General features: G+C 72.9%; 20 protein-coding genes. 7 read left to right on the forward strand and 13 right to left on the reverse strand.

The genetic code is table 11. The features are described 5' to 3' along the window. Positions 1-33: 33 nt before the first annotated feature. Positions 34-249, reverse strand: a complete 216-nt coding sequence (locus BCD48_RS03025) for a maleylpyruvate isomerase N-terminal domain-containing protein (RefSeq protein ID WP_071046681.1) — start codon at positions 247-249, stop codon at positions 34-36. Between the two features lie 135 nt (positions 250-384). On the opposite strand from BCD48_RS03025, the gene BCD48_RS03030 reads away from it, so the two are divergent. Then, a complete protein-coding gene (locus BCD48_RS03030) occupies positions 385-1215 on the forward strand; it encodes a nucleotidyltransferase domain-containing protein (protein ID WP_071046682.1) in 831 nt (276 codons plus the stop codon). A gap of 476 nt (positions 1216-1691) precedes the next feature. Beyond that, a complete protein-coding gene (locus BCD48_RS03035; RefSeq protein ID WP_071046683.1) occupies positions 1692-2024 on the forward strand; it encodes a hypothetical protein in 333 nt (110 codons plus the stop codon). A 122-nt stretch (positions 2025-2146) separates the two neighbouring features. On the opposite strand, the gene BCD48_RS03040 is transcribed toward BCD48_RS03035, so the two are convergent. The 3 genes from BCD48_RS03040 to BCD48_RS03050 form a co-directional block, all read right to left on the reverse strand. Beyond that, positions 2147-2839 (reverse strand): flavodoxin family protein, encoded by a 693-nt coding sequence (locus BCD48_RS03040; RefSeq protein ID WP_083418092.1) that lies wholly within the window; start codon positions 2837-2839, stop codon positions 2147-2149. A 177-nt stretch (positions 2840-3016) separates the two neighbouring features. Further along, positions 3017-3925, reverse strand: a complete 909-nt coding sequence (locus tag BCD48_RS03045; RefSeq protein WP_071046684.1) for a sigma-70 family RNA polymerase sigma factor — start codon at positions 3923-3925, stop codon at positions 3017-3019. 86 nt (positions 3926-4011) lie between these two features. Continuing rightward, entirely contained in the window at positions 4012-5973 is a 1962-nt protein-coding gene (locus BCD48_RS03050; protein ID WP_071046685.1) for an MFS transporter, read from the reverse strand. 446 nt (positions 5974-6419) lie between these two features. Between BCD48_RS03050 and BCD48_RS03055 the strand changes: the two genes are divergently transcribed. Further along, positions 6420-6878, forward strand: coding sequence for an MEKHLA domain-containing protein (locus BCD48_RS03055; protein ID WP_071046686.1), 459 nt, complete (start codon positions 6420-6422; stop codon positions 6876-6878). 115 nt (positions 6879-6993) lie between these two features. Here BCD48_RS03055 and BCD48_RS53105 read toward each other — a convergent pair whose 3' ends face one another. Beyond that, a complete protein-coding gene (locus tag BCD48_RS53105; protein ID WP_241841473.1) occupies positions 6994-7146 on the reverse strand; it encodes an ArsR/SmtB family transcription factor in 153 nt (50 codons plus the stop codon). Continuing rightward, positions 7143-7802, reverse strand: a complete 660-nt coding sequence (locus BCD48_RS03060) for a DUF5937 family protein (RefSeq protein WP_241841474.1) — start codon at positions 7800-7802, stop codon at positions 7143-7145. Before BCD48_RS03060 ends, BCD48_RS53105 begins: the two co-directional genes overlap by 4 nt. A 305-nt stretch (positions 7803-8107) precedes the next feature. Between BCD48_RS03060 and BCD48_RS03065 the strand changes: the two genes are divergently transcribed. Next, positions 8108-8407, forward strand: coding sequence for a hypothetical protein (locus BCD48_RS03065; protein WP_071046687.1), 300 nt, complete (start codon positions 8108-8110; stop codon positions 8405-8407). Between the two features lie 96 nt (positions 8408-8503). Here BCD48_RS03065 and BCD48_RS03070 read toward each other — a convergent pair whose 3' ends face one another. Then, the gene (locus tag BCD48_RS03070) at positions 8504-10681 is read right to left on the reverse strand and encodes a protein kinase domain-containing protein (protein WP_071046688.1); all 2178 of its coding nucleotides are present in this window, start codon (positions 10679-10681) and stop codon (positions 8504-8506) included. A gap of 1156 nt (positions 10682-11837) precedes the next feature. Between BCD48_RS03070 and BCD48_RS03075 the strand changes: the two genes are divergently transcribed. Next, on the forward strand, positions 11838-12302 hold the full coding sequence (locus BCD48_RS03075) for a 2,4'-dihydroxyacetophenone dioxygenase family protein (protein WP_071046689.1): 465 nt from the start codon (positions 11838-11840) through the stop codon (positions 12300-12302). A gap of 5 nt (positions 12303-12307) precedes the next feature. Beyond that, positions 12308-13636: a cytochrome P450 gene (locus tag BCD48_RS03080; RefSeq protein WP_071046690.1), complete on the forward strand. Its 1329-nt coding sequence runs from the start codon at positions 12308-12310 to the stop codon at positions 13634-13636. Positions 13637-13757: 121 nt separating this feature from the next. Here BCD48_RS03080 and BCD48_RS03085 read toward each other — a convergent pair whose 3' ends face one another. The 5 genes from BCD48_RS03085 to BCD48_RS03105 all read right to left on the reverse strand — a co-directional run bounded on the left by BCD48_RS03085 (position 13758) and on the right by BCD48_RS03105 (position 21856). Then, positions 13758-16325, reverse strand: coding sequence for an FHA domain-containing protein (locus BCD48_RS03085; RefSeq protein WP_071046691.1), 2568 nt, complete (start codon positions 16323-16325; stop codon positions 13758-13760). Between the two features lie 632 nt (positions 16326-16957). After that, positions 16958-18466 carry a DUF2993 domain-containing protein gene (locus tag BCD48_RS03090; RefSeq protein WP_241841475.1) on the reverse strand — a complete coding sequence of 503 codons (1509 nt, stop codon included), beginning with the start codon at positions 18464-18466 and terminating at the stop codon, positions 16958-16960. 352 nt (positions 18467-18818) lie between these two features. Further along, entirely contained in the window at positions 18819-19586 is a 768-nt protein-coding gene (locus BCD48_RS03095; protein WP_083418095.1) for an SDR family NAD(P)-dependent oxidoreductase, read from the reverse strand. Positions 19587-19723: 137 nt separating this feature from the next. Then, entirely contained in the window at positions 19724-19882 is a 159-nt protein-coding gene (locus BCD48_RS51920) for a phage holin family protein (RefSeq protein WP_198543052.1), read from the reverse strand. Between the two features lie 120 nt (positions 19883-20002). After that, complete coding sequence (locus BCD48_RS03105) at positions 20003-21856, reverse strand: FAD-binding oxidoreductase (RefSeq protein ID WP_241841476.1); 1854 nt, start codon at positions 21854-21856, stop codon at positions 20003-20005. Positions 21857-22114: 258 nt separating this feature from the next. Here BCD48_RS03105 and BCD48_RS03110 point away from each other — a divergent pair, with 258 nt between their 5' ends. After that, positions 22115-23797 (forward strand): glycerol-3-phosphate dehydrogenase/oxidase, encoded by a 1683-nt coding sequence (locus BCD48_RS03110; RefSeq protein WP_071046694.1) that lies wholly within the window; start codon positions 22115-22117, stop codon positions 23795-23797. A 361-nt stretch (positions 23798-24158) separates the two neighbouring features. On the opposite strand, the gene BCD48_RS51015 is transcribed toward BCD48_RS03110, so the two are convergent. After that, entirely contained in the window at positions 24159-25616 is a 1458-nt protein-coding gene (locus BCD48_RS51015) for a hypothetical protein (RefSeq protein WP_157910425.1), read from the reverse strand. Positions 25617-25814 lie beyond the last annotated feature (198 nt).

The raw sequence follows: 25814 nt of genomic DNA on the forward strand, positions 1-25814 counted from the left end.
ATCACGGCGGGACCGATGCCCCGGATGACCAGCTCAAAGGGGGCGGCCTCCGGTCGCCGCGGGCTCGATCGGATGATCGACGCCCAGCGCGAGCGCGGCGTCGACCCGGTGGACCACCGACTCGTGCAGCAGCCGCCGGACCCACCAGCGCGCCGGCTGCGGGCCGGTGCCCGTCCACACCGGCGCATCCGGGTCGGCGGCGACGGCCTCCAGCAGCGTGATGACGGACAACAAGGTCGCCGCCAGCATCCAGGCCTTCGCCCAATTTTCCCTGCCTTTCTAAGCTGCGCGGGCGCGGGCACGGGCGTGCGGGCGCGCATGACCGACGTCCGCGGTCGGCGCAAATCGTTCGGTATCGGTCGAAATGTGTGGGATGGTCGGGGCATGTCGGCGACCGCGGCGCACACGGAGTACGGAAATCGGGATCTGGCGTTGACCGGGGAGATCCTGCGGACCGTCGTGGGCTCAGGGCTGCACGGGATCGCGATCGCGGGAACCGATGACCACGACGAGATGGGCATCTTCGTCGAGCCGGCCAGCCACGTCCTGGGCATGGCCGGCCGGTTCGAGCACTACGTGTACCGAACCCAACCGGAAGGCGCGCGTTCCGGCCCCGGCGACACCGACCTGGTGATCTACTCCCTCCGCAAGTACCTGCGCCTGGCGACCCAGGGCAACCCGACCGCCCTCCTGCCGCTCTATGCGCCAATGGACGCGGTCCTGGTCCTGACACCGCTGGGCGAGGAGTTGCGCGCGCTCGCGCCAGCCGTCCTCTCCCAGCGGGCGGTGCGCCGTTTCCTCGGCTACCTCGCCGGCCAACGAGCCCGCATCGGCGGCCAGGCCACGCCCGCGGGCAAGCGCCTGGCGGCGCGACACGGTGGGTGGGCACGCCCGGAACTGGTCGCCAGGTACGGCTACGACGTCAAGTTTGCCTCGCACGCGCTACGGCTCGCGTTCCAGGGCCGCGAGGTCGCCACCCACGGCCGCCTCACCCTTCCCATGCCCGACGATGAACGCGAACGCGTCCTGCGGGTCAAGCGTGGCGACGTCCGCGATGTCACCAGGGTCCTCGACGAGATCGCCGCCGTCGAAGCCGAGATCACCACCCTGCTCGAGACCGGCCGCACCCCGCTCGCCCCATCCCCCGACCTGACCGCGATCAGCGAATGGTCCACCGAGGCCCACCGCCGCCACTGGGGCTGGATCTCCGCCTGAGAATGCAGCTGGCAGCCAGGCCCGACAGCGACACCCGAAGATCACCAGAAGCCGAGTCCCACCACCGCCCCTCAAGCGATACACCGTCTTCAAGGGCACGCCGGAGATCCAGCACCTGGTGATCGCCCGCGCCATCTCTGAAGCACGCATTCACCGAGAACCCGCAGGTGGAAGGCCCGTTGGTGCCCCGGCTAGATATCGGCCAGGGCACCAACCCCCACCCCAGGCTCTTGGTCGACCTCACGCCGGGCCGCGCCCCCATGCGGACGGCTCTCGCGGGAAGTCGGCTGCTTCGGCTCGAAGGACGCAGAAACGTCGTCGATGGCGCGCTTGCCACCGGTACTGCTGGCGACGATGGGATAGCCAACGCCCAGTCCAGTGGGCAATTATTGCCGCTACGATCACACGCGGGAGGCGAAAAAGTTATTGACAGCGTCGCCAGTACGTGCCCCAGCGTCGCGGCTGAGCTGTACGGAATGTTCGTTCCCTTCTACCTGGCCCTCGAGATCTATTACCGCGCCAACGCGCCGCAAGTGGACGCGACCCGGTCGCACTACCGACGCATTGGCTATGGTGCGGCCATTCTGCTCGTCATGGTGGCGCTCGTTTTTATATGCGGGAAGGTAGCCGCGCTGATGGCGCGCGACAGGTCCCGACCGGCCTACCTCGCCTGGGACCTGGCCCTGACCGCCTCCGTCCTCCTCATCGCCTTCTGGGGAATCGTCGCGACGTTCCTGAAGCTCGCCGACCACCAGCTGTGGTACGGCTATGGCTTCCCCAGCCTCGACTGGCCGATGTTCCTGCCCTGATCCCCGCCGCGCTTCCGCGGCCAACACAGCAGCCAAGGCTCGCGCGTGAGCCCGGTGCGGTGCGTGCTCCTTCCGCGCCCGGGTCCGCCGCCGCGCCACCGGCGACGGTGGCGGGCGGGAGGTCAGCTGGTCAGGAGGGTGCCGGTTCGCGCGGGCGCGACGCGGCGTCCGCTGACGAACTGGAGCGTCGTTTCGGCGACGCGCCGGCCGAGGTGTTCACCCGTCCGCAGGTCCGCGTCTGGGGGTGCCAGGTCGGGTCCTTGATCGACATTGGACTGGGAAGCGGCGCCGAGCCAGAAGCCAAGACGATTCAGCTCGTCCTCCGACCCGGTCGTGGAATTGTTCGCCGGTGGCAGGGCGAGGCTGACCCAGTGCATGCCGTGCTGAGCGGCGAACAGCGCGATCTGGATCAGGGTCGACAGCTTGTCCCCGGATCGGGAACCCGAGTTGGTGAAGCCCGCCGCGATCTTGTCCTTCCAGCCCATTCCGTCGGTCATGACGGCCCGCGAACTGGCTTCCTCGAACGCCTTGAAGGCCGCGGAGACGCCGGCGACGTACGTCGGGGAGCCGAAAATGATCGCGTCGGCCTCGGCGAGGTCGCTCCAGCGTTCCTGGGCCTCCTCGACCGGGATCAGGACTGCCGCGACGCCGTCCACGGCGGTCACACCCCTGTGCACCGCCTCGGCCAGTCGGCCCGTGTGACCATGGCCGCTGTGGTAGACGACGGCGGCCCGGGCGAGCGGCGTGGAGCTCGCCACCGCGCCCTCCGGCCGAGCCGGCCGCGTCGCCGTGTCGGCCAGAGTTGCTTCCACCATGGTTTCTCCCTCGTACGTCTCGGTCGCCGGGCATCGGCGTTCAGCCGAGTGACCACGTGAGCTGACACCGTCCTGACGTCCGTGGCCCGAGGAAGGTGACCGAGCCGCGAACCACGAGGTACGAGCCCGCGGGCAACCCGCGGGCCACGGGGTGCCGGCCGGCAGTACGTGGCCGGCTTACGCCTCCGGATGGGCAGCCCACGGGATGGGATCGACGACGGCGAGTTGCAGACGCGCCAGACTGGCGGGGTCGTTGACCACGGTGATCTCGCGGATCCGGCCGCCCTCGATCGTCAACGCGAGGACGAGCAGCAGCCGCCCGCCCGGCGCCACCACCGCGCCGACCGTGCCCTTGACGAGCGCGGGCCGGGCAAAGCGCGCCCGCCCGGCGTTGGTGACAGTTTCCTCCGCCACCCGACGTGCGCCGCGCATCTCGCCGGCGGCACCGGGGTGGAGCACGGCGGGATCGGCCCGCCGCACCACGTCGGGCGCGAGCACCGCGAGAAGACCGCCGACATCACCGGCGCGGGACGCGGCGAGAAACGCCTCGACGAGGGTGCGCTGGCGGGCGACATCCACGCCCGGCGCGGGCGCGCCCCGTACCCGGGCTCGGGCGCGGCTCGCCAGCTTCTTCGCGGCCACCGGCGACCGCTCGACGATCCGTGCGATCTCCTCGAACGGCATCGCGAACAGGTCGTGGAGCACGAAGGCGACCCGCTCGGCTGGTCCGAGCCGATCGAGCACGACGAGCAGAGCGAGCCCGACGGAATCGGCCAGGACCGCCTCGGCTTCCGGATCCCGGGCATCACCCGCCCCGGCGAGCACGTCCAGGCCGGCCGTGTCGGCGAACTCCTCACGCCGGCGTTGACGGGTCCGCAGCATGTCCAGGCAGATACGGCTGACGATCGTGGTCAGCCAGGCGGTCACGTTGACGACATCGGCCGCGTCGGCCCGGCTCGCCCGCAGCCACGCCTCCTGGACCGCGTCATCCGCCTCGTCCGCCGAGCCGAGGAGGCGGAACGCGACCGCCCGCAGACGGTCGCGGGACCGGCCGAACTCGTCGACCAATGTGGGCTTCTCGCCCATGTGTCACCTCTCCTCGTCCTTGTTCGTCGTATCGGTGGGAAGTCCGACGACGATCCGCGAGGGAAGGAGACCGATCGGGACTCTAGTCAGTCCGCGCGCAGCTGGTCCACCAACCAGCCGACCGGGCTGACGCGGATCGCGAGCCGCAGCAACGTCGCCGACCAGCCCGGGAGATGCCCGTCGTCGGCGCGGCGGTCGACGGCATGGTCGAGGCCATGCCGGACGGCGGGTGTGAGTTCACCGTTCGTGAGGGGCAGCCGCGGCTGGCCGCTTTCCGGCAGCAGTGTCAGCAGCAGCGCGGCCCGGCTCGTCCTGAGCTCACAGGCCGCCCCATCGAGGGTGTCGAGCGCGACCTGCTGGACGAAGCCGTCGGCGCCGCCGAGCGCGAAGGCGGGCTGGGTCGTGCAGGGATCGGGTATGGACAGCGCTCCCCGCCCACCGGAGCGGAGGGTCGAAACGGCAAGGCCGATCGCCAGTACGGGGGCGAGGACGACGGCGACCGCCCTCGCCGGCCGCCCGAGTCGGGCGGGGCCGGGTGTTGGCCCGCGCGGTGCCGGTGCCGACCACCGCCCCGGTCCGATCCGCGACGCCGGTACCAGTGCGATGAGCGCGCACAGGGCGCACAAGACAAACGAGTTCCGGAACGCACCGGTGACCGCCGTCGTGATGATGCCGGACAAGGTGTGTTCGAGGGCGTCAAGGCTGCCGTCGGGCGCCACCTGGTCGAACACCTTGTCCAGGTCGGGCAGCTCCCCAGCGGGCGTGTTGCCCAGCGCCTCCCCGAGCGAGCGAGCAAGTGAGACCTTGCTGGCCAGCGGGACAGGTTCGCTCAGCCCGGCCTCGGTGCCGGCCACGACCGCATGGTCGAGCCGGCTGGACAGCGAGGAGGCCAGCAGCGGGGTGACGGCGGCGAGGGCGAGCACGAGACCGGCGTGGCGCGCGGCGACCGAGAGGGTGCCGTCGAACGCCAGGCGCGGGCCGAGCCGGATGGACGCCTCGGTGAGCGTCGGGACCGCGAGCCCCAGGCCGAAACCGGTCACGGCGAGCGCGGCGGCGGCCGTCGTCCAGCCTTTGTCTGGGACCAGGGCCAGGCTGGCCAGTCCACCGGCAACGGTCAGGCAACCGGCGAGCGCCAGCGTGCGCGGCCGGCGCCCGGCCGTGACGTAGCGGCTGGCAAGGGTGCCGAGGGGGAGCACGGTCGCCACGGCGGCGGCGGTCAGCGGCGTCGCGCCCCAGCCGTTGATCATCAGAAGGATGACGAGGAACAGCGCGCCGACCAACGCCGCCGAGACCAACGCCAGCGCCACGTGCGCGGCCACCAGCCGCGCCGGCCGCACCTCCGACGTCGGCGGCACCTCCACGGGGCGCGCCGGGCCGAGCGGCCCCGGTGAGCCGACTAGGCCGGTTGGGCCGGCCCGGCCCTGTGGGTCTGCCCAGCCCTGTGGGTCTGCCCAGCCCTGTGGGTCTGGGGCCGCGGCCCGCGCGGCGCGCGGCAGGGCCACGATCGCGGCCGCGGCCAGCGGGGCCTGAACGTAGAAGATCGCCCGCCAGCTGAAAACCTCGGTCAGCAGGCCGCCCGCGGCGGGGCCGAGCGCCGACCCGACCGCGGCCGCCGCCGACCAGGCCGCGAGGCCCGCCTGGTCCGAGCCGGCGAGCCGCGCGAGCAGCGGGAGCGAGCCGGCAAGCAGCAGCGCCGCCCCAGCCCCCTGGATGACGCGCAACCAGGTCAGTGACCCGAGCGAGCCAGCCGTGGCGCACCCCAGGGACGCGAGGAGGAAGACGACCAGGCCCAGGGCGGTCAGAACCAGCCAGCCGCGCCTGCGCACGAGCAGCAGGACGGGTACCACCGCGAGCACGATCGCGACGTTGTAACCAGTTACCACCCACGAGACCGCGGACACGGTCGAGTCATATTCGGCGAGCAGCTCTGGTGCGGCGAGCACCACGATCGAGGCATCCGCGAAGGCGACCGCCACAGCGAGCGCCAGCAACCAGCCAGCCAGCGGCAGCGCCGCCCCACCGGCACCGCCGCGCGGCGGCCGCGTCATGCGTCCAGGCCAGGGAACCGAGACCAGGCGGCCGCGTGGCGAGCCCACGCCCGCGGCCCGCGACCGGTGGTGACCATCGCCCGTCGACGTGGGCCCGCGGACGCCGTCCGGTCCGGGGGAACGGTGACGGCCGCGAGGGTCACGGCCGGCGCCCCGCCTGCGGACAGGGCACGGACTGCGCGCGTACGCCGCGCGGGGCCGTCGTCGGTGGTCACGGGAACCAGCGTCCCCGCCGTCGGCGTCCCGGTCACTGGTGCTGACCCGAGATGTCGCCCTGTTAACACCCGTAACACCCGCGGGGCGCGTTGTGGTCGACATCGTCAGGATGTGCCTACCGGACTGACCCACGCCCGCCCGGCGGCGGCCAAAGGATGGGAGACGGACATGCCCGACCCGGGTCGAGGACGACGCGGCGGCCGTGCCGCCGGCCGCCGGCGGGGTCATCGATGATCCAGCCATACGACACCGCGTTCGCCGAGCTGCTGACGGACAGCTATCAGCGGGTCGTCGGCACGCCGATGCCGCGGGCCGCGGGCCCCGCCGGGCTGGCCACCGCGCGCTGGCTCCATGACGACGCCCCGTTCGGGGTGCTGGCGCACGACGGCGCGGCCGACCCGCTGTTCGTGTACGCGAACGCCACGGCCCAGCGGCTCTTCGAGTACGGCTGGGACGAGATCGTCGGCCTGCCGTCGCGGCTGTCCGCCGCCGAGGCCGACCGCGACGAGCGGGCAGCGCTGATGAGCGATGTCCTGCTGCGGGGATACACAAACGACTACCGCGGCCTGCGCGTCGCCCGGTCTGGGCGCCGCTTCTGGATCGAGGACGCGACGGTCTGGAATCTCGTGGATCGCCATGGCGAGTTCCAGGGGCAGGCCGCGCTGATCCGCGCCTGGTCTGACGCCTGACGAGACCCGGAACCGGCTTCCTGGCGGGTCCGGCGCGACGGGCTCCGCGACGGGCGTCGATCGTCGGCCGCCAGGCGCCGGCGGGTCGGCCTCCGAGCTCGCCGGGCGGCCGGTGTCAGAACTGCAGGGCGGTGGCGAGGTCGTGACCGATCCGTCCGACCACCGCGAGATCGAGCCGGTAGTGCGCGTAGCGGCCGCTGCGCTCCACCCGCGCCAGTCCCAGGTCGCGCAGGACCCGCAGGTGGCGGGAGACCTGCGGGCGGGTCATCCCCCAGCCGGTCCGCGAGGTCGGCGGTGGTCATCGCCTGGCGGGCGATCAGCCGGCACAGCCGCACCCGGCTCGGGTCGGTGAGCGCGAGCAGGCGGGCGGGCCAGGGTCACGCCCACCGCCGGGGCGTCGACCGGGAAGTGCGCGACGGGTGGCAGCCCGGGTTCGTTCTTCACCAGCAGGTGTGGCGCGCCGTACCGGGTCGGGATGAGCAGGACCGGCGCGCGCGCCGGGCTGATCACCACGTGGTGCACCTTGTCGAAGACGACCCGCGCGGGGCCGCCCACGCCCGGCCCCGCGGAACATGTGAGGCGCGCGCTGGACGGGCTGAGCGAGACTAGTGCCGCCGCCGGGCCCTCGTCGGCGAGCAGGCGACGCACCCGGTGCGCGGCCCGGCTGAGGGCTGGTTCGGTCTCGGCCCACAGCGAGCCGAAGAAGACCTGGCGGCACAGGTCGAGAAAGCGCAGCACGTCGGCGCGCAGCAGCTCGGCGTCACGCAGCAGGTCGTCGGCGAGCGCGAGATGGGGCTCGGGCAGCGCGGCCGCGGTCTGGCGGAGGACGGCGGCCTGGCCGGTGTCGCCCAGCACCCGCCCGAACCGGCCGCCGCCACCTGCGGGGCGACACGTCGTCACGTGCGGTGAAGGTGAATTCGTCACGCGACGTCGATACTGCGGCCTCCGCCGCACGAATGACCTTCGGTTACCGCGACCACGGCAACCAGCCGTCCGGTCATCGCCACGCTCGTCGTCGTTCTGGTCCGCAACCACTACCGGCTGGACGGGGTCGTATGTAGCCGCCTGTGTGGTCCGGCCGCCCGCCCAGATGAGGTATCGACGGAAGCCGCTAGCATCTCGGCGCATTCCCCAGTGATTCGACGGGCCCAGCCGTGAGGCGGTCCGGTGGGCAACCTGCCCGTCGGTCAGGACGTCGGTACTGGGAGACCTTCGAGCGGCGGGGACAGATGACGAACGACATCGGAATGGCGATGACCGAGCAGCGGCAGGTCCGTCACCTGGCCGGGCGGCCGCTACGGGTGGGACCGGCGTTCGCGCGTCTCGCGCGCCGGTCCGGCCAGGTGGTGCTGGCGGCGGGGGCGCTGGTGCTTCTGTCGGCGGGTGCCGCCTCGGCGGCAGCGCCGGTGGTCGAGGCCAAGAAGGAGCGCGACGCCTCCGACGTCACCATCGGCGCCGTCATCATCGTGGTCCTGCTCGTGCTGCTGTTCCTGATCTACCGCGTGATCCGCAGGCGCACGCGCGGCTGACCGAAACCGCCGTCGGCCCAACCGGGCCTTATACAGCCGCCGGCCGGCCGGGTGCTCGCGCATCCCGGCCGGCCGGTGGCTAGCCCAATGCCAGGGTCAGCCGGCGTTCCAGCGGGGCTGGCCGTGGTAGCCGGATTCGGTGGTCAGCTGGCGGGAGCCGGCGCCGAGGTTGTTCGGGTTCACCACGAAGATCTGGCGGTCGCCGTTGTCGGGGTTGACCTTGGTGAAGATCAGATCGTTGTTGGTGGCCCAGGCCGGGTCCTGGTTGTGGGCCTGGCCAGGGCTGTCGTTCGTGATCTGGGTGACCGTGCGGCTGCCGACGTCCATCACGAAGATCTGCTGGTTGTTCTCGTCGCCGGCGATCTGCCGCTTGAACGCGAGCCGCTTGCCGTCCGGCGACCACACCGAGTCGGCGTCGACGTCGGGCGACCGCCCCTCGTCCTGGGCCTTGAGGAACTGGACCTTGTTGAGCGGCTGTGGCTTCGCGTCCACGAAGTCGGAGACCACGACCAGGAAGCCGCCGTCGCCGCCGGTGTTGTTCGACCAGTAGGCGATCTGCTCGCCGACCGGCGAGTACGAGGGGTCGGACGCCTGCGGCTCGGTGTTCAGCCGCCGGACCGTCGAGCCGTCCATCGCGACGAGGTAGAGACCGGCCTTCGACTGGCCGTCCACGGGCGGGCCGCTGGTCGACCGGATCACCAACGACCTGCCGTCCGGCGCGATCGAGGGACGGGAGTCCTCCGGAATCGTGAGCTGCTTCGCCGGCCCGGAAGTGAACAGCACGACCGGCTCGCCGCTGCCGTCGGCGGCCTTCGCCTTCAGAATGTTGCCACCGGCGCTCTTGTCGAGATAGAAGACCGTCTTCCGGTCCGGGCTGATCGCCGGAACCGTGAGGTCGTCCTGGTCGTTGGCGGCCACCGTCCTGACGTTGGACAGCAGGCCACCGGCCGCCGGCACCTGGGCACTGACGATCTGGTAGTGCGCCTCGCCGGGCTTCTTCTGCGTGAACACCAACGTGTCCAGCCCGAGCGGAGCGGCCGAGCGCGGCAGGAAGGCGGCCACGTCCCCGTTGCCGGCGCCGCCCTTGTCCTTGCCCAGAACGTTGGGCAGCACCGCCGCGAGGATCGCGATCACGATCACGGCGGCGGCGGCGCCGATGATGAGCGGGCGCCGGCTGCGCTTCTTCGCCGGCGGGGCGGGAGGCGGGGGCTGGCCATAGGTCGGGCCGGTGCCGACGGATGGGGCGCCTGCGGCCTGGGTGGCCACCTGCGTCGGGACGTAGTTCTCGTTGTAGCCGGGGCGGGTGGCGGCAAGGGTGGCGTAGTCGCCCTGGCCCGCACCACCGGTGGTGGACGGGACCGTGCCGGGCGCCGGGTTGGGCAGCCTCCAGTCGGCGAGCACGTTGGTCACCTGCTCGCCCTGGTCGGCGGTGTCACCCGTGTCGCCGAGGAGGCGGTCCATCAGCTGGCTCGCGTTCGGCCGCTCGTACGGGTTCTTGCGCATCGCGTCCCAGACGATCGGGTGCAGCCCGGGGTCGACGCCGTCGAGCCTCGGCTCCTCGTTCAGCGCCCGGAAGAGCAGCACCTGCGCGCTGCCCATGCCGAACGGGTAGTGACCGGTGGCCGCGAAGGTCACCAGGCCGCCCCAGGCCCAGATGTCGGCCTTCGAGGTGATCGCGTCGCCCCGGATCTGCTCCGGCGACATGAACGCCGGGGTGCCGAGCTGCTGGAGGTCTCCGGTCAAGCCGGCCCCCGAGTCCAGCGCCCGCGCGATGCCGAAGTCGATGACGCGCGGCCCGAACGGGGAAAGGACCACGTTCGACGGCTTGAGGTCGCGGTGCACGATGCCAGCGGCGTGGATGGCGCGCAGCGCGGCGGCGACGCCGACTGCGAGCTGCTCGAGGTTCGCGTCCGCCAGCGGGCCACCCCGGCCGACGAACGACTGCAGCGTCGGACCTTCGATGAACTCGGTGACCAGGTAGGGCTGCTCGGCCTCCGGGTCGAAGTCGAGCACCTCGGCGGTGCAGACCCGGGCGACCCGGCGCGCGGTCGCCGCCTCCTGTCGGAACCGGCTACGGAACTGCGCGTCGTCGGCTACGTCGGCGCGCACCACCTTGATGGCGACGAGCCGACCGAGCTCCGACCGTCCCAGGTAGACGGTTCCCATCCCGCCCTGGCCCAGCTTGCCCAGCAGCGTGTATGTGCCCAGCGTCCGCGGGTCGTTCTCACCCAGCGGTGTCGCGCGGCTGCTGACGTTCGCCTCTGACGACGCCATCGCCCACCTCTCTCCCCTAACGGACGCCGGCCACGCGACGGCCCAGAATGACAATCCCGTGCGGGCAGAATGCTACCGTCTGGCGATTTCCACCAATGGGCGGGAAACCAGGCCGGCGTAGTCGTGGCCGCGACAGCGGCGTAGGAAGGCCCGTCGGCGACGATCCGCGGGCGGTGCCGGCCGACGCTCCCGCGCCAGCCCGCGCCTGGCAGGCGGCACGATCCGTCCGCCAACCCGTGACACCGCGGGGCGGCACGAGCGGCCGCCGGCATCCGGGTAGCGCAGAATGTCCATTTTTTGACAGAACGTCTACCGTGACGTCGCGGTTTGCCCGCGCTCGGCGGTCCGATGGGCGGCGGGAAGGCCTCCGTCCGAGATCTCGGCGCCAGCCCACGCGGGGCGTCCCGGGTCCCGCCGGATCGGCGATGCCCGGGGCTCCTGCCGGAGGCCCGCGATTGCCGGGAGGCCAGCGATCCGCCGCTCGCCGCCCGAGTGGCGGAGTGGCGGAGCCTACGGATCGGCACCTTGCCGGGCACCGGCGCGGATCAGCACCGCACAGCGGTCGGCCCCGCGCGGCGGCGGTCGGCGGTCGGGCGGCCGCGACCACGCGCTTGCACGAGAGCCAAAGGCCCCCACCGATCCGCCGCTCGGCCACCTGGCGACACCGAACCCGTGGGCCTGTGCCCGCGGGGCAAGGGCAGACCGGTGGGGGAAGGCTGGACCGCCGGCCGCTATCCCGAACTGACGCCCCCCGCGTGCCGGTTCTGGGTGACGGTCCAGCCAGTACCAGCACACCGCATCCCGGCCGCGCGGACCTCGTATCTTTACGGGTTTCCGAGTATTCCTCGAAAGGTTGGCCTGACGGCCGCTCTCACCGGCCTCCGGCGTGCGTGCCCCGGCGCCGCGCGGCGCGGCCCGACGCGCTGGCCGGGGGTTTCCCATCCCACCGCTGGTGACGTGCTCCGTACGGTGGCGTGCCGCGGCCCGCTCGCGTGGCGCCACAATACGTGTTTGCACAGCGCGAAGAAACAGCCTCGGGCCGTGCCGGAGCCCGTGGACCGTCCTTTGTGCCGCGGGTGGGTCCCTTGACCGGCCTTTGTCGCCCACGTAGCGTCCGCTGCCAATCCCAAGTCCACGGCGCGGAAAGGCATATGCCATGGCAGTTCTTGACAGCACGAGCACCCCGCCCGCGATCCACGTCGGCGCCGGCGACCTGCCCTTCGTCGAGATCGGCGGCGGGAACAAGCTCAAGGTGATCCAGGTCCGCGCCGGCGAGAGCTTATGGATCGTGGAGAACATCTTCCAGGCCGGCTACGAGGTCGCGACCCACCGGCACACCGGTCCGGTGTATGGCTACACCATCTCCGGCGCCTGGAAGTACAAGGAGTACGACTATGTGAACCGTGCCGGGTCTTTCCTCTACGAACCCGCGGGTTCCGTGCACACCCTGATGTGCGTCGAGGACGGCACCCAGGCCTGGTTCCAGATGTATGGCAGCAACCTCAATCTGGGGCCGGACGGGCAGGTCGAGTCGGTGACCGACGGCCCATCGGCGCTTGCCGCCTACGTGGCGCTCTGCGAGGCGCAGGGCTTCGGCCGCCCGAACGTCCTCGTCGGCTGATCGCCATGACGACCAGCGCTCTCGTCGACCTCTACGACCCGGACACCTACCTCGCCGGCCCGCCGCACGAGGCGTTCGCCGCGCTGCGGCGCGCGTCGCCCGTCCACTGGCAGGAAGTGCCGACGGGCCCTGCCGCCCCTGGCTACTGGGCGGTGCTCGGCTATGCCGAGGTCGAACACGTGCTGTGCGCACCTGAGCTGTTCAGCTCGGAGGAGGGCGGTGTCGTGCTCGACGACCTGCCACCCGACCGACTCGCCCAGATGCGGGGCATGCTGCTGGCGATGGACCCGCCGCGGCATCGGGACTACCGCCGCCCGCTCGCGCACCGGTTCACCCACCGCGCGGTCGCCATGCTCGAAGGGCGGGTGCGGGACGCCTCCCGGGTGATCATGCGGGAGGCCGCCGAGCGCGGCCGGTCCGGCGGCGAGGTCGAGTTCGTCAGCGAGGTCGCCGGCCAGCTGCCCACCCGCGTCGTCGGTGAGCTGATGGGCCTGCCCCGCGAGGACTGGGACTACGTCCATCGGCTGGCCGAAGCCCTCAACCGCGGCCAGGACGCCGGCGACGCGGACCGAGCCGGCGTCGAGGGAGGCGAAGGGGACAAGGGCGGTATGGACGGCGTCGGACCGAGCCGCGGTGGGCCGGGCGGGAGCGAGCCGGGCGGGGGCGGCGCCGAGGGCGCGGCGGCACCCACCGTCGAGATGGCGATGTACGCCGCCGGGTTCGCCGCCCGCCGGCGCGCGCAGCCGCCCCGCGACGACCTGACCGGACTGCTGCTGGCCGGCGACTTCGGCGGCCGGACGATGTCGGACCTCGACTACGGCAGCTTCTTCGTCCAGCTCGTCACCGCCGGCAACGACACCACCCAGACGATGCTGTCCTCCGGGCTGCTCGCCCTGCTCACCCACCCCGACCAGCTCGCCGGCCTGCGGGCCGACCCGTCGCTCGCTCCGGGCGCGGTCGAGGAGATCCTGCGCTGGGCGAACCCGCTGCACTACTTCCGGCGAACGGCGGCCGCCGACGCCGGGGTCGGCGGCGTCCGGATGCGGGCGGGTGACCGGCTCGCCACCTACTTCACCGCCGCCAACCGGGACGAGACGGTCTTCGAGGACCCGGACCGGTTCGACATTCGCCGCTCCCCCAACCGGCATCTGTCGTTCGGCAAGGGCGAGCACTTCTGCCTCGGCGCCCACCTGGCCCGCCTCGAGGGGCGGGTGTTCCTCGAGGAGCTGCTCTCCTCGTTCGCCAAGATCGAGCTGGCCGGCACGCCCACACGGGTCCGTTCCAACCTGAACAACGGACTGAAGTCGCTCCCGGTCCGGCTCACCCCGGCGTAGGCGTCCCGCGGCCGCGGCCGGGGCATCGGCTCGCGGGAACAGGCGTCACGAAACGCCGACGGCGGCGGACCGCCCTCCAGGAGGAGGGGCCGTCCGCCGCCGCCAGCGGTGAAGACCAGGGTTAGGTGGTTGCCGGTGCCTTGCGCTTCTTGCTCCTCTTCGGGTCCAGCCGACGCAGGAGCCACGACGTGATGCCGATGAACACGACGCTGACGAACAGGCCGAGGGCGATGTCGGTCACGTACTGCTTCTTTGTGTGGTAGAACAGCGCGTCCGGCTCCGGCGCGCGCGGGTTGACCGGCACGAGGCTGTTCGGCACGACCTGGCCGTTCTTCGTCTCCGGTCGTTTCTCCCCGGCACGGGTGATCTTGTTGAAGTCCGCGTCCGCGGCCATGGCCGCGAAGCCCCACCGGGCCGGAGAGATGACGGCGACCTGCTGCAGGCCGGGCTTGCCGGACACCGGCACGATGCCCGCGCTGAACACCAGCTGGATCATGGTGACGATCACCAGCAGCGGCATCGTCTTGTCGGCGTTGTCCACCAGCGCGGAGATCGTCAGTCCGATCATGCCGGAGGCGAAGCCCACCACGAACACCGCGAGCATGCATTCCAGCAGTGAGTTGCCGAGGAGCAACGGGTCTGGTGGCGTCCGGCCTGCGAGCGCGATGACCGTGAACGGGATCGACTGCAGAACCGTGATGACGATCAGGACGAGGACCTTGGAACCCACGTACGCGGACCTCGACAGACCGATCGCCCGTTCTCGGCGGAAGATCTCGCGTTCCTTGACGATCTCGCGGACCGAGTTCGACATGCCCATGAAGCAGGCACACAGCACCATGATCAGGAAGATCGTGGGCGCGTCGGAGTTCGGTGAGAACTTGTCGCCGGTATCAGCGAAGCCACCGCCGATGGCTCTGGGGATCACGCCGAGCACGAACGGGAACGCGATCGCCAGCCGCAGGTAGCCCTTGTCGGACGCGATGACGGCGAATGTTCGCCGGCTCAGCGTCACCAGCTGCTTCCCGACCGACTGCTGCCGGATGCTGGGCAGCTCCTCCGGCGCCGGCCGCGCCGACGGCGCGGTCACCGCCGACGGGACGTAGTGCCGCGACTGGCGGAACTTCGCCGCCGACTCGGGGCCCGGCGTCGCCTCCAGCCCGCGGAAGACCCGGGGGTAGTTGCTCTCGCCGAAGAACGTCAGCGCGTCCCCCGGCGGGCCGAAGTAGGCGACGTAGCCGCCGGGAGCAAGGACCAGGACGTAGTCACACAGGTCAAGCTGCAGCACGGAGTGCGTGACGACGATGACCGTGCGGCCGTCGTCGGCGAGCGTGCGCAGCGACTCCATGACGTTGAGGTCCATGCCCGGGTCGAGACCGGAGGTCGGCTCGTCCAAGTACAGCAACGTCGGGCGGGTGAGCAGCTCGAGCGCGACCGAGGTCCGCTTGCGCTGACCGCCGGAAAGCCGGGAGACGACCGTGTTCGCGTGCTGGGTGAGGCCGAGCTCCCCGAGCACCTCGTCGATCCGGGCGGAACGCTCCTTCGGCGTGACGTCCGGCGGGAAGCGCAGCTCGGCGCCCAGTTCGAGCGCCTTCCGCACGGTCAGCGAGGTGTGCAGGATGTCGTCCTGCGGCACGTAGCCGATCCGGCGGCGCAGCTCGTCGTACTCGTCGTACAGGTCCCGGCCGGCGTAGCGGACCGTGCCCTTGTCCGCCGGGCGGAAGCCGGTGAGCGCGTTGAGCAGCGTCGACTTGCCGGCGCCCGACGGGCCGACGACGCCGAGCAGCGCCCGCCCGGGCAGTCGGAACGTCATGTCGTGCATGAGCTGCTTACCGCCGCCGGGCGCCCACACGTTGAGGTCGTCGGCCTCGAAGCTGACGTCGCCGGAGTCGACGTACTCGACGAGCAGGTTGCCCTCGAGCTGGAAGACGTGGTGCCCGACGGCGATGACCTCGCCCTGGCGGACCGGGCCGCGGTTCACGCGGCGGCCGTTGAGGAACGAGCCGTTCGCCGAGTCGAGGTCGACGAGCTCGACGTTGCCGCCCCGGACGGACAGCTGGGCGTGGTGGCGGGAGGCGAGCAGGTCGGTGATGACGATGTCGTTGTCGCGGCCGCGGCCAATCGTCATCGTGCCCTGGCGCAGCGGGTAGGTCTTGCTGCGCTCGTGCTCGCGGTCAAGCCGGGTGTGCCCGCTCTGCTCCGCCTGGGCGTAGTCCGCCTCGGGGTAGCCGCCGGAGCGGGCGTCCTGGTAGTCGAAGTCGTCGCCTCGGGTCGGCCGGGTCGGCCGGTTGGCGCCGGGCGAACGCGGCGGGGTGTAGCCCGCCTGGTTCGGCAGCATGGTCTGCATGTCCGCGTCGCCGCCGTAGTCGTACGGCGACCGCTGCGACGGGAACTCGGTGAGGATGACGACCTCGGGACCGGTCGGCGTGCCCAGCCGGAACAGCGTCTCGCCGTGGACCTGGACGGTCTGCAGCATCCGCTGGCCGCCGAGCCAGGTGCCGTTGGAGCTCACGTCCCGCACGGCCCAGCCGTCGGGCGTCTCCTCGATCATGAGGTGCTGTCGGGACACCCGGCTGTCCGCGATCACATAGTCCGCGTTGCGGGCCCGGCCGATGATGAACCGTGGCTGCCCGGTCGGTACGACTACCTGGCCGGCCTCGCTGCTGATCCTTAGAACGGCCGTAGACACGTGTCTCCCCCTCCAAGACGGGACGCTGGCCGGGCTGCCCCGCCGAGCTCGTTCTGTCCACCAACCGTCTGCCCACCGGAGGCGGGCGCGCCCACGGCCCGGGAAACCCCGGGGACCCAGGACGGGTAGCTCGACGGCGTCACTACCAGACCAACCTCGTCACGAAACGACCGATCTTGTGGCAGATCGTAGCGTCGCACTCCGGGGCCCACCCAAGCCGGGTGACCGTGCGACCCGCTTGTCGGACATCTCATCCCCGGTATACCGGGAAACACAGACCTGTTGGCGCGCAACGACCGCGGCCGGCCACGCGCCGTGAGGCCAATGACCTCACCAACCACCATCCGGATTCCGCTCCTCCATGCCGGGCGACCGGTCCGACGAACGCTCCCCCGAGGGCCGCGCACGCGCTCCGACGACGGTACCGATCCGTGGACTGGCTATCCGGATCGGACCGGTTCGAGCATCCTCTCCTCGCGGCTGGTCGGCCCGGGTCTGTCGTTGACCTGACCTTGGTCCGTCGCCGGACCGACCCCGTGACCACGGCGAACCCCGTCCGCCGTCACGGACCGTCGCCAGGATCGGCCCCGCGGACATGGACAGGCCGCCGGATCAGGCTCCAGGGAGCAGCGCTACTTGGCGGACTGGGCGGGCAGCACGACGTCCTTGGCCGTGGCCGACACCGACAGGCCGGTCGCCGTCGTGCCGGCGCTGACGATGGTCAGGTCGAACGGCAGGTTGTCCGGCAGCGGCAACGGGACCGGGATGGACGCGTTGGACACCAGGTCACCGAGGTCGGGAGTGCTGAGGCCGTTCACCGAGCCGCTGACCTCCGACGGGGTGATCTTGAGCTGGTTGTTCGCCACAGTGAAGGACCCGACGCCGGTCAGCGTTACGTCGACCTTTGTCCCGACGACGGGAATCGTGGTCTGGTCCTGGCCGGTGATCTGTACCTTCTTGCCGCCGTCGGCCGGGGCGAGCTGCCAGTGGAAGGGCTTGTCCTTGAGGAAGGCGTTGATCTCGTCGTAGTTGATCCGCACGGTCGCCTCGACGTTGTCGACCGGGACCTTGCCGACGTTGTTCGAGATCGCGTCACCGAGCGGGACGTGCGCGCCCTTCAGGTGCGCGTCGACGCCGGCGATCTTCGGCCCGTCCGCGGTGGTCGGGATGTTCTCCAGCGTGACGCCGATGTCCTTGAACTTGCCGAACAGGATCTGGGTGAGGAACGGGAAGCCGCCAAGGCTGACCTTGCGCACGATCGGCGGCTGCTGCCCCTCCTTCATGTTCTGGGCCACGGCCACCTCGACCTGCTTGCGCATCTGGCCCACCGCGATGTGCGCGACGACGCGGTCGAGCGGGATCGCCAGGATCAGCAGCAGAACGACCACGATGAGCGCGATCAGCCGCCCGCGCCTGCGCCGCTTCTTCGGTGGCTTCTCCCCGGCCGCGCCGCCGCCAGGCACCGGCGGGCCGCCGGTGCCTGACCCGGCCGCCGGCAGACCGCCCGTGCCGTCACGCCAGCCGCCGCCGTCCGCCCGGGCGGCCTGCCAGCCTACCGCGGGGACCGGGGAGTAGGGCTCGCTGTGCTCGGTGACGGCCGCGGGGTCGACGTACTCGTCCTCGTCGTCGAGCTGGCCGTAGCCCAGCTGCTCCGTCGGCTTGCTGACCCCACTTCCCTGGCCCGGCGTCCTGGCGCCGGCGCCCCCGCCGGAGCCGACCCGGCCGATGTACTCGGTGGGTCGCTCCCCGCCTGGGCGTTCCTGGGGCCTGGGCGTGCCACCGGACGCCGGCGGCTGGGTGCGGCGGGTCGGCGGGACCGGCGACGGGAACTCACCGGGACGCGGAGTCGGGTACCGCTCGACGGGGATGCCGGGCTGCGAGGTGTAACCGGTGCTGCCCGGTCCGCCGGCGTCGCGGCGCGACCGTGCCGTCTCGTCGGCACCGGCGCCGCCGGAAGCCGGCTTGAACCAGTCCGCCGGCGGCGGCGGGCCGGCCGGCCGGAAGGACTCCGGGGGCGGCGGCGGTGCGCTCGGCGCGCCGGGGCGGTTCGGGCCCCTGCGCCCACGCCTGTCCGCGGAGTCGCGTCGGACCCGGGCGACCTCGCCGGGTTCGTACGCCTCGTCGTCTGTTGGGTTGTTCACGGGGTCATCTCCCATCAGGGCCGCGCCGACCCACGCGCGCGAGGACTTCCCCACCCCGTCGGCTCATCCACCGGATGGTCGCACGTCCAGACCCTCCCTGGAGCGCCGAGGGGGTGATCGTTGCCACGGTGCGGGTGTCCAGTTTCCGACGTTTCCCAGCGTCACGACGCCGCCGCCGTCCGCGAGGTGACGTCCGCTCCCGAGGACAGGCGGAAGCGGGCGCCCCGCGGGCCGTGAACGGCCCGTGGCCCATGGATCGCGCCCCACGGGCCATATCGCCCGGCCACGGATCGCGCCCGCGGCCCGCGGGGGCAACCGGCGAGCGGCGGCCCCAGGAGCTCGAGGCGGCCCGTCAGACCTCGAGCGGTAGCGTGGCGGCGGACCGGCGGGGGCCGGGCGGGGCGAGACGGAAGACCGCGCCGCGCGGTGACGCGTACGCCTGCCAGAAGTGGTCGGCGACCACCTCCGGGCGCAGCGGGCCGCCGGGCCCGACCTTGCCGTCGAGGACGACGGTGCGCATCCGGACACCCTGGTCGGCGAGCGCCGGGCCCACGGCGGCGGCGAGCGCCGCGAGCCCCGCCTTGCCGACCGCGAGCGCGAACCGCCCGGCGGGCGGCTCGGTGCGGCTGCCGGCCACGGTCACCAGGATCGTCGCGCCGACCCGGTCGACCAGCAGCGGCGCGGCGGCCTGGACCGCGGTGAGGGCACCGGTGACATTGACGGCGAGCGTCTGGTTGAGGACGTCGGCGGGGACGGAGAGCGCGCTGCCGCGGATAGAGAGCTTGGCGTTGTAGACGAGCACGGTCAGGCCGCCGAGATCCGCGGCGAGCCTTTCCAGCGCCGCGGCCAGGCCTGTGGCGTCGGTGACGTCGGCGACCGCGCCGCGCATGGTGAGCCCGGCGCTGGCGAGCTCCCCGGCCACCCGGTCGAGCGTGTCCGCGGAACGGGCCACCACGCCGAGCCGGAAGCCCTCTCGCCCGAACCGGGCGAGCAGCTGGGTACCGAACGCGGCGCCGGGCCCGACGACCACCAGCCCGCGCGTCACGGGCACGGACGCCGGCACCGGCCCGGGCGCGACCGCGCCCGTGACCGTCGCCGCGGCCGGCGTGTCCGGTGGCATAGGTCCATCTTGGACCGTCCCCGCGTCACCACACGACCAAGGCGCCGAAAATTTGTTCGAACTACCCGCTAGAGGGCCAAAGGGGGTGCGAAAATCCTCCTCCTTCGCACCCCCGGAGGCCTCCGTCCCCAGAAGCACTAGTGGCCGGCGAGCTCCCGGGCCCTGCGGGTGCGGTCGAGCTCAGCCTGGGCGCGCAGCGGAGCCGACTTCCGGTAGTAGTAGATGATCGGCGGGAAGACGATCAGCGGCGGGATCGCCATCAACAGCCCGAAGATCACCACTGCCCCGATTACCACTGCGCACCCCTCTCGCGCCCCCACCCACGGGGGAAAATCCTCAAGGCCCGCCTCGGTCACACCGGGTCCCACCGTCGGAGGTCTCACCGTCGGTTCTACCGAATGTCGTAGGCGACGTCGTCAGCCTATCGATTCCGCCGGGGTCCCTGCCGGATTGGTGGAGCTTGCGGAGCCCGGGGTCCCTGTTCGATCGGCGGAGCCGATCGGAGAGGTCTGCTGGGAGGTCCGCGACGCGCCGAGCCCCTCCGCCGCCGGCCGTTGGGCGGACGCGGTCCGTTCGGGGACGAGCACGCCGGGGTTGAGGATGCCGGCGGGGTCGAGCGTCTGCTTGACGGCGCGCAGCACGGCGACGCCGACGTCGCCGATCTCGGCGCCGAGCCAGGGGCGATGGTCGGTGCCGACAGCGTGGTGGTGGGTGATCGTCCCGCCGGCGGCTACGATCGCGTCGCTCGCGGCCGCCTTCGCCGTGGCCCACAGGCCCACGCGGTCGTCGCTGTGGCCGGCGACCAGCGTGAAGTACAGCGACGCGCCGGTCGGGTACAGATGCGAGACATGGCAGAGGACCACCGCCGGCACCCCGGCTGCGGCGTAGACCTCGGCGAGGGCGCCGCGCACGCCCGCGTACAGGCCCGAAAGCCCCGACCAGAAGGTCGCCGTCTCCAGCGTCTCCGCGAACATGCCGGCGTCGAGCAGCGCGTCGCGCAGCCGGGGGCCGTGGAACCGTCCGCGCACCCAGTCGTCGCCGACCTCGGTGCCCAGCGGGCGCGCGGCGCGGGCGCTCAACAGCTCGGCGAGATCCGCGGCCTGCCGGCGCACCCGCTCGGGCTCCCCCTCGTACCCGAGCACGACGTAGCATCCGGAACCCCCGTCGGCGCCGTCCGCGCCCTCGCCGGTCGGCTCGCCGGCGCCGTGCGGGGTGGCGGCGCCCGCGGCCGTCTCCAGCTCGTCGGAGAGCCGGGCGACCGCCGGGAGCAGGTCGCGCTGGGCCAGCTCGCGCATCAAGTCGAGGCCGGCGGCGAACGTGTCGACCCGCCAGCCCTCGTAGCGGCGCCGCGCCGGCAGCGGGCGCACCCGCACCCGCACCTCGGTGATCACCCCGAACGCGCCCTCCGAGCCGAGCACCAGCTGGCGCAGATCAGGGCCGGCCGCGGAGGCCGGCGCCCGGCCAAGCTCCCAGCCACCGAGCGGCGTCGCCACCCGCAGCCCGACGACGACCGCGTCGAACCGGCCGTAGCCGCTGGACGCCTGTCCGCTGGAGCGGGTCGCGGCGAAGCCACCAATGGTCGCGTACTCCCAGGACTGCGGCACATGGCCGATGGTCAGGCCGTGCTCGGCGAGCAGCGCCTCGGCCGCGGGGCCACGCAGCCCCGGCTCCAGCGTGGCGGTGAGCGAGGCCCGGTCGACGTCGAGCAGCCGGTTCATCCGGCGCAGGTCGAGCGCGACGACGGCGGCGAAGCCGGCCCTCCTCGGCGCGAGACCGCCGACCACGGAGGTACCGCCGCCGAACGGCACGACGGCGACGCGATGCTCGGCGCAGGCGGCGAGCAGCGCGGCGACCTCGTCGTGGCTGGCCGGCGTCAGCACCGCGTCCGGGGCGGCGGAGGCATCGCCGGCGCGCAGCGCGAGCAGGTCGGTCGTGGAGCGCCCCCGGCAGTGCCGGATCCGGATCTCCCGGTCGTCGCGGACGTGCTCGGCGCCGACGATGGCGGCCAGGTCGCCGCGCGCGGGCCCGGGCAGCCCGGACGGCGGGAGCTCGACGGCGCCGAGATCCACCGGCGGGCTCGGCCGTTCGGCGAAGCCAAGCCCATCGACGAGCAGCGCCCGGACCGCGCCGGGCAGTTCCACCCGCTCGTCGGGGCTCCCCCACCCCCACCACGCCAGGTCGCCGGCGTCATCGGCCTGCTCGGGGCCGCCTGAAGGGGGTGAGGCCTGGCGCTGGCGGAGGCTGTCCGGCGGATTCCGCGACTCGGTCACCCCAACAACTCTGCTCCCCCGGCCCCCGCTGGCAACCCGCCGCGCCAGGCCGCCCGGTGGGGTGGCCGCGGTCGTGTGGCAAGGGTCACCACCACCGCCTTCATCCGTATGGCCCCGATTAGCGGACCTGCGTCGTTGGAAGGGCGGGGTCGTTGGGAGGGTCGGGGTGGACGCTGCCCGGCCGACCACGCACGCTGGTGTCGCGAGGCCGCACCCCGACGCCACACCCAACGCCAGGCGCGGCAGAGGGAGGACGCGATGAACGGGGCCATCCCCATCTCGACACCCGCGCCGGGTGGGTCGCTGTCGCCGGCGCGCCGCGAGCGCGAGCTGGCCCGCCTGGCCGGCGGCGAGATCGTCGACCTGCTGGTGGTCGGCGGCGGGGTGACCGGTGCGGGCGTCGCCCTCGACGCGGCGAGCCGGGGGCTGTCGGTGGCGCTCGTCGAGGCGCGCGACCTCGCCTGGGGCACCAGCCGGTGGAGCTCGAAGCTGGTCCACGGCGGGCTGCGCTACCTCGCCAGCGGCGACCTGGGGCTGGCGATGGAGAGCGCCACCGAACGGGACATCCTGTTGCGACGGACCGCGCCGCACCTGGTCCACCCAGTACCGATCATGGTGCCGCTGACGCCGGCCGTGCGGCGTACCGACGCGGTGGCGATGACCGCGGGCCTGCGGGTCGCCGACGGGCTGCGCCGCGCCGCGCGCACCCCCAGCGGCACGCTGCCGCCGCCGCGGCGGCTCACGGCCGTCGAGGCGCACCAGCTCGCCCCGACGCTGCGCGAGACGGGGCTGCGCGGCGGGCTGCTCTACTGGGACGGCCAGCTGGTCGACGACGCGCGCCTCGTCGTCGCGATCGCCCGCACCGCCGCGGCCTACGGCGCACGAGTCCTCACCCGGCTGCGGGCGCGCACGCTCGACGGCACCGGGGCGCTCGTCGAGGACACCCTGACCGGCTCGACGTTCTCGCTGCGGGCCCGCGCGGTCGTGAACGCGACGGGGGTGTGGGCGCCGACGCTCGCGCCCGAGGTGCGGCTGCGCCCGAGCCGGGGCACCCACCTGGTGGTCGCCGCGGGCGCGTTCGGGGGCACCCGCACCGCGCTGACGGTGCCGATGCCCGGCCAGCGCAACCGCTACGCGCTGGTGCTGCCGCAGGACGACGACCGGGTCTACGTGGGCCTGACCGACGTCCCGGCGGACACGGTGGAGGACGTGCCGCGGCCGACCGCCGCCGAGGTCGAGGAGCTGCTCGGCATCGTCTCCGGGGTGCTGGACGCTCCGCTGGACCGGGCCGACATGCTCGGCACGTTCGCCGGGCTGCGCCCGCTCCTCGACGTCGCGGACACCGCCGGCGCCACGGGCCGGACCGCCGCGTCCCTGGTTCACTCCGTCACTCACCCGCTACGCGGCCGTGCTCCTTCAGCAAACGCCCGCTCCGCTCCCGCGCTCCCGCGCTCACCACGCAGCGCGGACCTGTCCCGCCGGCACGCCGTGCTCGTCGGCCCCGGTGGCGTCGTCACCGTCGTCGGCGGCAAGCTGACCACGTATCGCCGGATGGCCCGCGACGCGGTGGATCTCGCGGTCGCGCACGCCGGTCTCGCCGCCGGGGCCTGCCGCACCGCCCGGCTGCCGCTGGTCGGCGCGGCGCCGCGCGCCCAGCTCGCCGCCGTCGACGCGCCGCGGCGGCTGGTCGAGCGGTACGGCACCGAGGCACCGGCCGTGCTCGCCGAGGCGGGCGGCGATCCGGATCTGCTCGCGCCCGTCGCCGCGGGCATGTCCGTCACGGGGGCCGAGCTGCTGTTCGCACTGCGGCACGAGGGGGCGCTCGATGTCGACGACCTTCTCGACCGGCGCACCCGGATCGGCCTGGTGGCGGCGGACCGTGCCGCCGCCGCGCCGCGCGCGGCCCGCCTCGTCGACCTCGTCGCCGGCGACCGGGTATAGGGCTGTCCCGCGACGGACGCTCCGCGCCCGCCGCCGGGCGCAGCCTGTCGGGGCGAGGCGCTGGGCGCGCTCGCCCCGTGTCGGGCGCTGGGCGCCCTCCCCGCGTGGTTCCGGGCCCGGGCATATGGCGGTGGTAGAGCTGGGACCGGGCTGACGAGGTGGCTGGGTAGGTATTGCGCCAATGCGCCGTCACCAGCTGTGGCTGAGCTGGACATCCGAGCCCATGGGATGTCTGTCGGGCGCTAAGCGCCCTCCCCGCCTGGTTCCGGGCCGGCGCAGATGGCGGTGGCACGGCTGGTACTGGGCGGGCGAGGTGGCTGGATTGGTACAGCGCTGATGCGCCGTCACTAGATGGACCGCTTCAGTCGGTGCGGGTCGGGGGCGGCCAGGCCAGCTCGACGATCGTGTTGCCCTCGTCCAGTTCGACCTGGGTGACCAGCTCGCAGGTCCACGGCCAATGTGTGCCGTCCGGCGCGACCGCCTCGTTCGGCGCCGCCTCGTCCAGGGACGCCTCGTCTGAGGCCGCCTCGTCGTCGAGGACGGCTACGCCGGTGACGGCGGCCGGGCTGTCGGCGGCCATCTGGCCGTCCGGGCCCGCGGAGCGGCTCCGGGTGGCGCCGCCGCCGGGGGTGGCGGTGAGGCTGGAGACCGCGGGGTAGGAGATGTAGCCCTCGCCGGTGCTGCCCGCGCACAGCAGGGTCACCGTCACCCGGCCGGACGGCGCCACCCGCAGGGTCTCGCTCAGCAGGTCGACGAGCTCGTCACGGACCTCGCGGGGAATGTCGGCGAACTCGCCGTCGACCTGGAGGGTGACGGTCGCGCCGCGCGCCTCGGCCGCGTCGATCGCCGTCTCCAGCTCGGCGAGCGGGCCGGCGCGCCCGCCGGAGCCGGACAGCATCCGGCGCAGCGCCCTGGCCCGGTTCGCGCAGAGCCGGCGGACCTGCTCGTCGCGCGGGTCGGCCGAGCCGTCCGCGACGGCACGCAGCAGCGGGAGCACGTCCCGGTTGAGCCGGGCGAGCCGGCGGGCCCGGTCCCGGCGCACGACGGCGGCCGCGTCCTGGTGCGCGCCCAGCTCCGCGTCGAGGTGCGCCGCCCGCGTGGTCGCCTCGGCGGTCGCCCGCAGCACCGGCCCGGCGGTCGTCACCAGCAGCTGGATCGTGGAGATCCCGTAGAGGGTGCCCACCAGCCGCACCAGCTCCAGCGGAGCCGTGCCGATCCGGGGCAGGTCGACCGCCAGCGTCACCACGACCATCACCGCCACGGCCGCGGCCCACTGCCGCGCCGGCCGGGACACGGTGATCGTCAGCAGCAGCACCGTCGGTGCCAGTATCCCGGCCCAGTTGTAGATCCTGATCACGTCGGAGCCGGAAATGATCGCCGCGCCGGCCAGGGTGACCGCGACGGTGAAGCCAAGGGTCGCCAGTGCCTCGACGCCGGTCAGCGCGCGCCGCCAGGTGATGGCGACGACCCGGAGCGCACCGCCGGCCACCACCGCCCACAGCAGGATCGACGCATACGGCGCGATAGGGGCGAGGACGTCCAGTGACGGCTGGGAGTGCGTGCGGAGGGCGACCGCGGGCAGCGCGAGCACCGCGACGCCGGCCAGCAGGGTGACGCCGACGGCGCGGCGGATCGCCCGTTCGTAGTCCCGGCGCAGGTCGGCGCCGTCGGCCGATCCGGCGACCGCGGGCCGCGCCGCCTGCCAGTCCAGCTCGACCCGGGTGCCCTGCCCGGGGGCGGACGCGATCCCGGCCCAGCCGCCGACGTCGGCCATCCGGCCGTGCACCGAGCCGGTGATCCCGAGGTGGGCCTCCTCCAAGCTGTCACCGCCGTCACCGGCTGATCTGGCCGGGCCCGCGCGTCCGGCACCGTCCGCCACGTCGACGGAAGCGGCGGAGCCAGCCAGGCCGGCGGAGACAATGGCAGGCGCAGGCGCAGGCGCAGGCGCAGGCGCAGGCGCAGGCGCAGGCGCAGGCGCAGGCGCAGGCGCAGGCGCAGGCGCAGGCGCAGGCGCAGG

Source organism: Pseudofrankia coriaricola (assembly GCF_001854805.1).
GTDB lineage: Bacteria > Actinomycetota > Actinomycetes > Frankiales > Frankiaceae > Pseudofrankia.

Coding starts and splice junctions, on each gene's coding strand:
- BCD48_RS03035 (WP_071046683.1), top strand. CDS start 1,692: ATGTTCGTTCCCTTCTACCTGGCCCTCGAGATCTATTACCGCGCCAAC.
- BCD48_RS03040 (WP_083418092.1), bottom strand. CDS start 2,839: ATGGTGGAAGCAACTCTGGCCGACACGGCGACGCGGCCGGCTCGGCCG.
- BCD48_RS03070 (WP_071046688.1), bottom strand. CDS start 10,681: ATGGCGTCGTCAGAGGCGAACGTCAGCAGCCGCGCGACACCGCTGGGT.
- BCD48_RS03045 (WP_071046684.1), bottom strand. CDS start 3,925: ATGGGCGAGAAGCCCACATTGGTCGACGAGTTCGGCCGGTCCCGCGAC.
- BCD48_RS03025 (WP_071046681.1), bottom strand. CDS start 249: ATGCTGGCGGCGACCTTGTTGTCCGTCATCACGCTGCTGGAGGCCGTC.
- BCD48_RS53105 (WP_241841473.1), bottom strand. CDS start 7,146: ATGACCCGCCCGCAGGTCTCCCGCCACCTGCGGGTCCTGCGCGACCTG.
- BCD48_RS03095 (WP_083418095.1), bottom strand. CDS start 19,586: ATGCCACCGGACACGCCGGCCGCGGCGACGGTCACGGGCGCGGTCGCG.
- BCD48_RS03075 (WP_071046689.1), top strand. CDS start 11,838: ATGGCAGTTCTTGACAGCACGAGCACCCCGCCCGCGATCCACGTCGGC.
- BCD48_RS03030 (WP_071046682.1), top strand. CDS start 385: ATGTCGGCGACCGCGGCGCACACGGAGTACGGAAATCGGGATCTGGCG.
- BCD48_RS03055 (WP_071046686.1), top strand. CDS start 6,420: ATGATCCAGCCATACGACACCGCGTTCGCCGAGCTGCTGACGGACAGC.
- BCD48_RS03110 (WP_071046694.1), top strand. CDS start 22,115: ATGAACGGGGCCATCCCCATCTCGACACCCGCGCCGGGTGGGTCGCTG.
- BCD48_RS03050 (WP_071046685.1), bottom strand. CDS start 5,973: ATGACGCGGCCGCCGCGCGGCGGTGCCGGTGGGGCGGCGCTGCCGCTG.
- BCD48_RS03080 (WP_071046690.1), top strand. CDS start 12,308: ATGACGACCAGCGCTCTCGTCGACCTCTACGACCCGGACACCTACCTC.
- BCD48_RS03065 (WP_071046687.1), top strand. CDS start 8,108: ATGACGAACGACATCGGAATGGCGATGACCGAGCAGCGGCAGGTCCGT.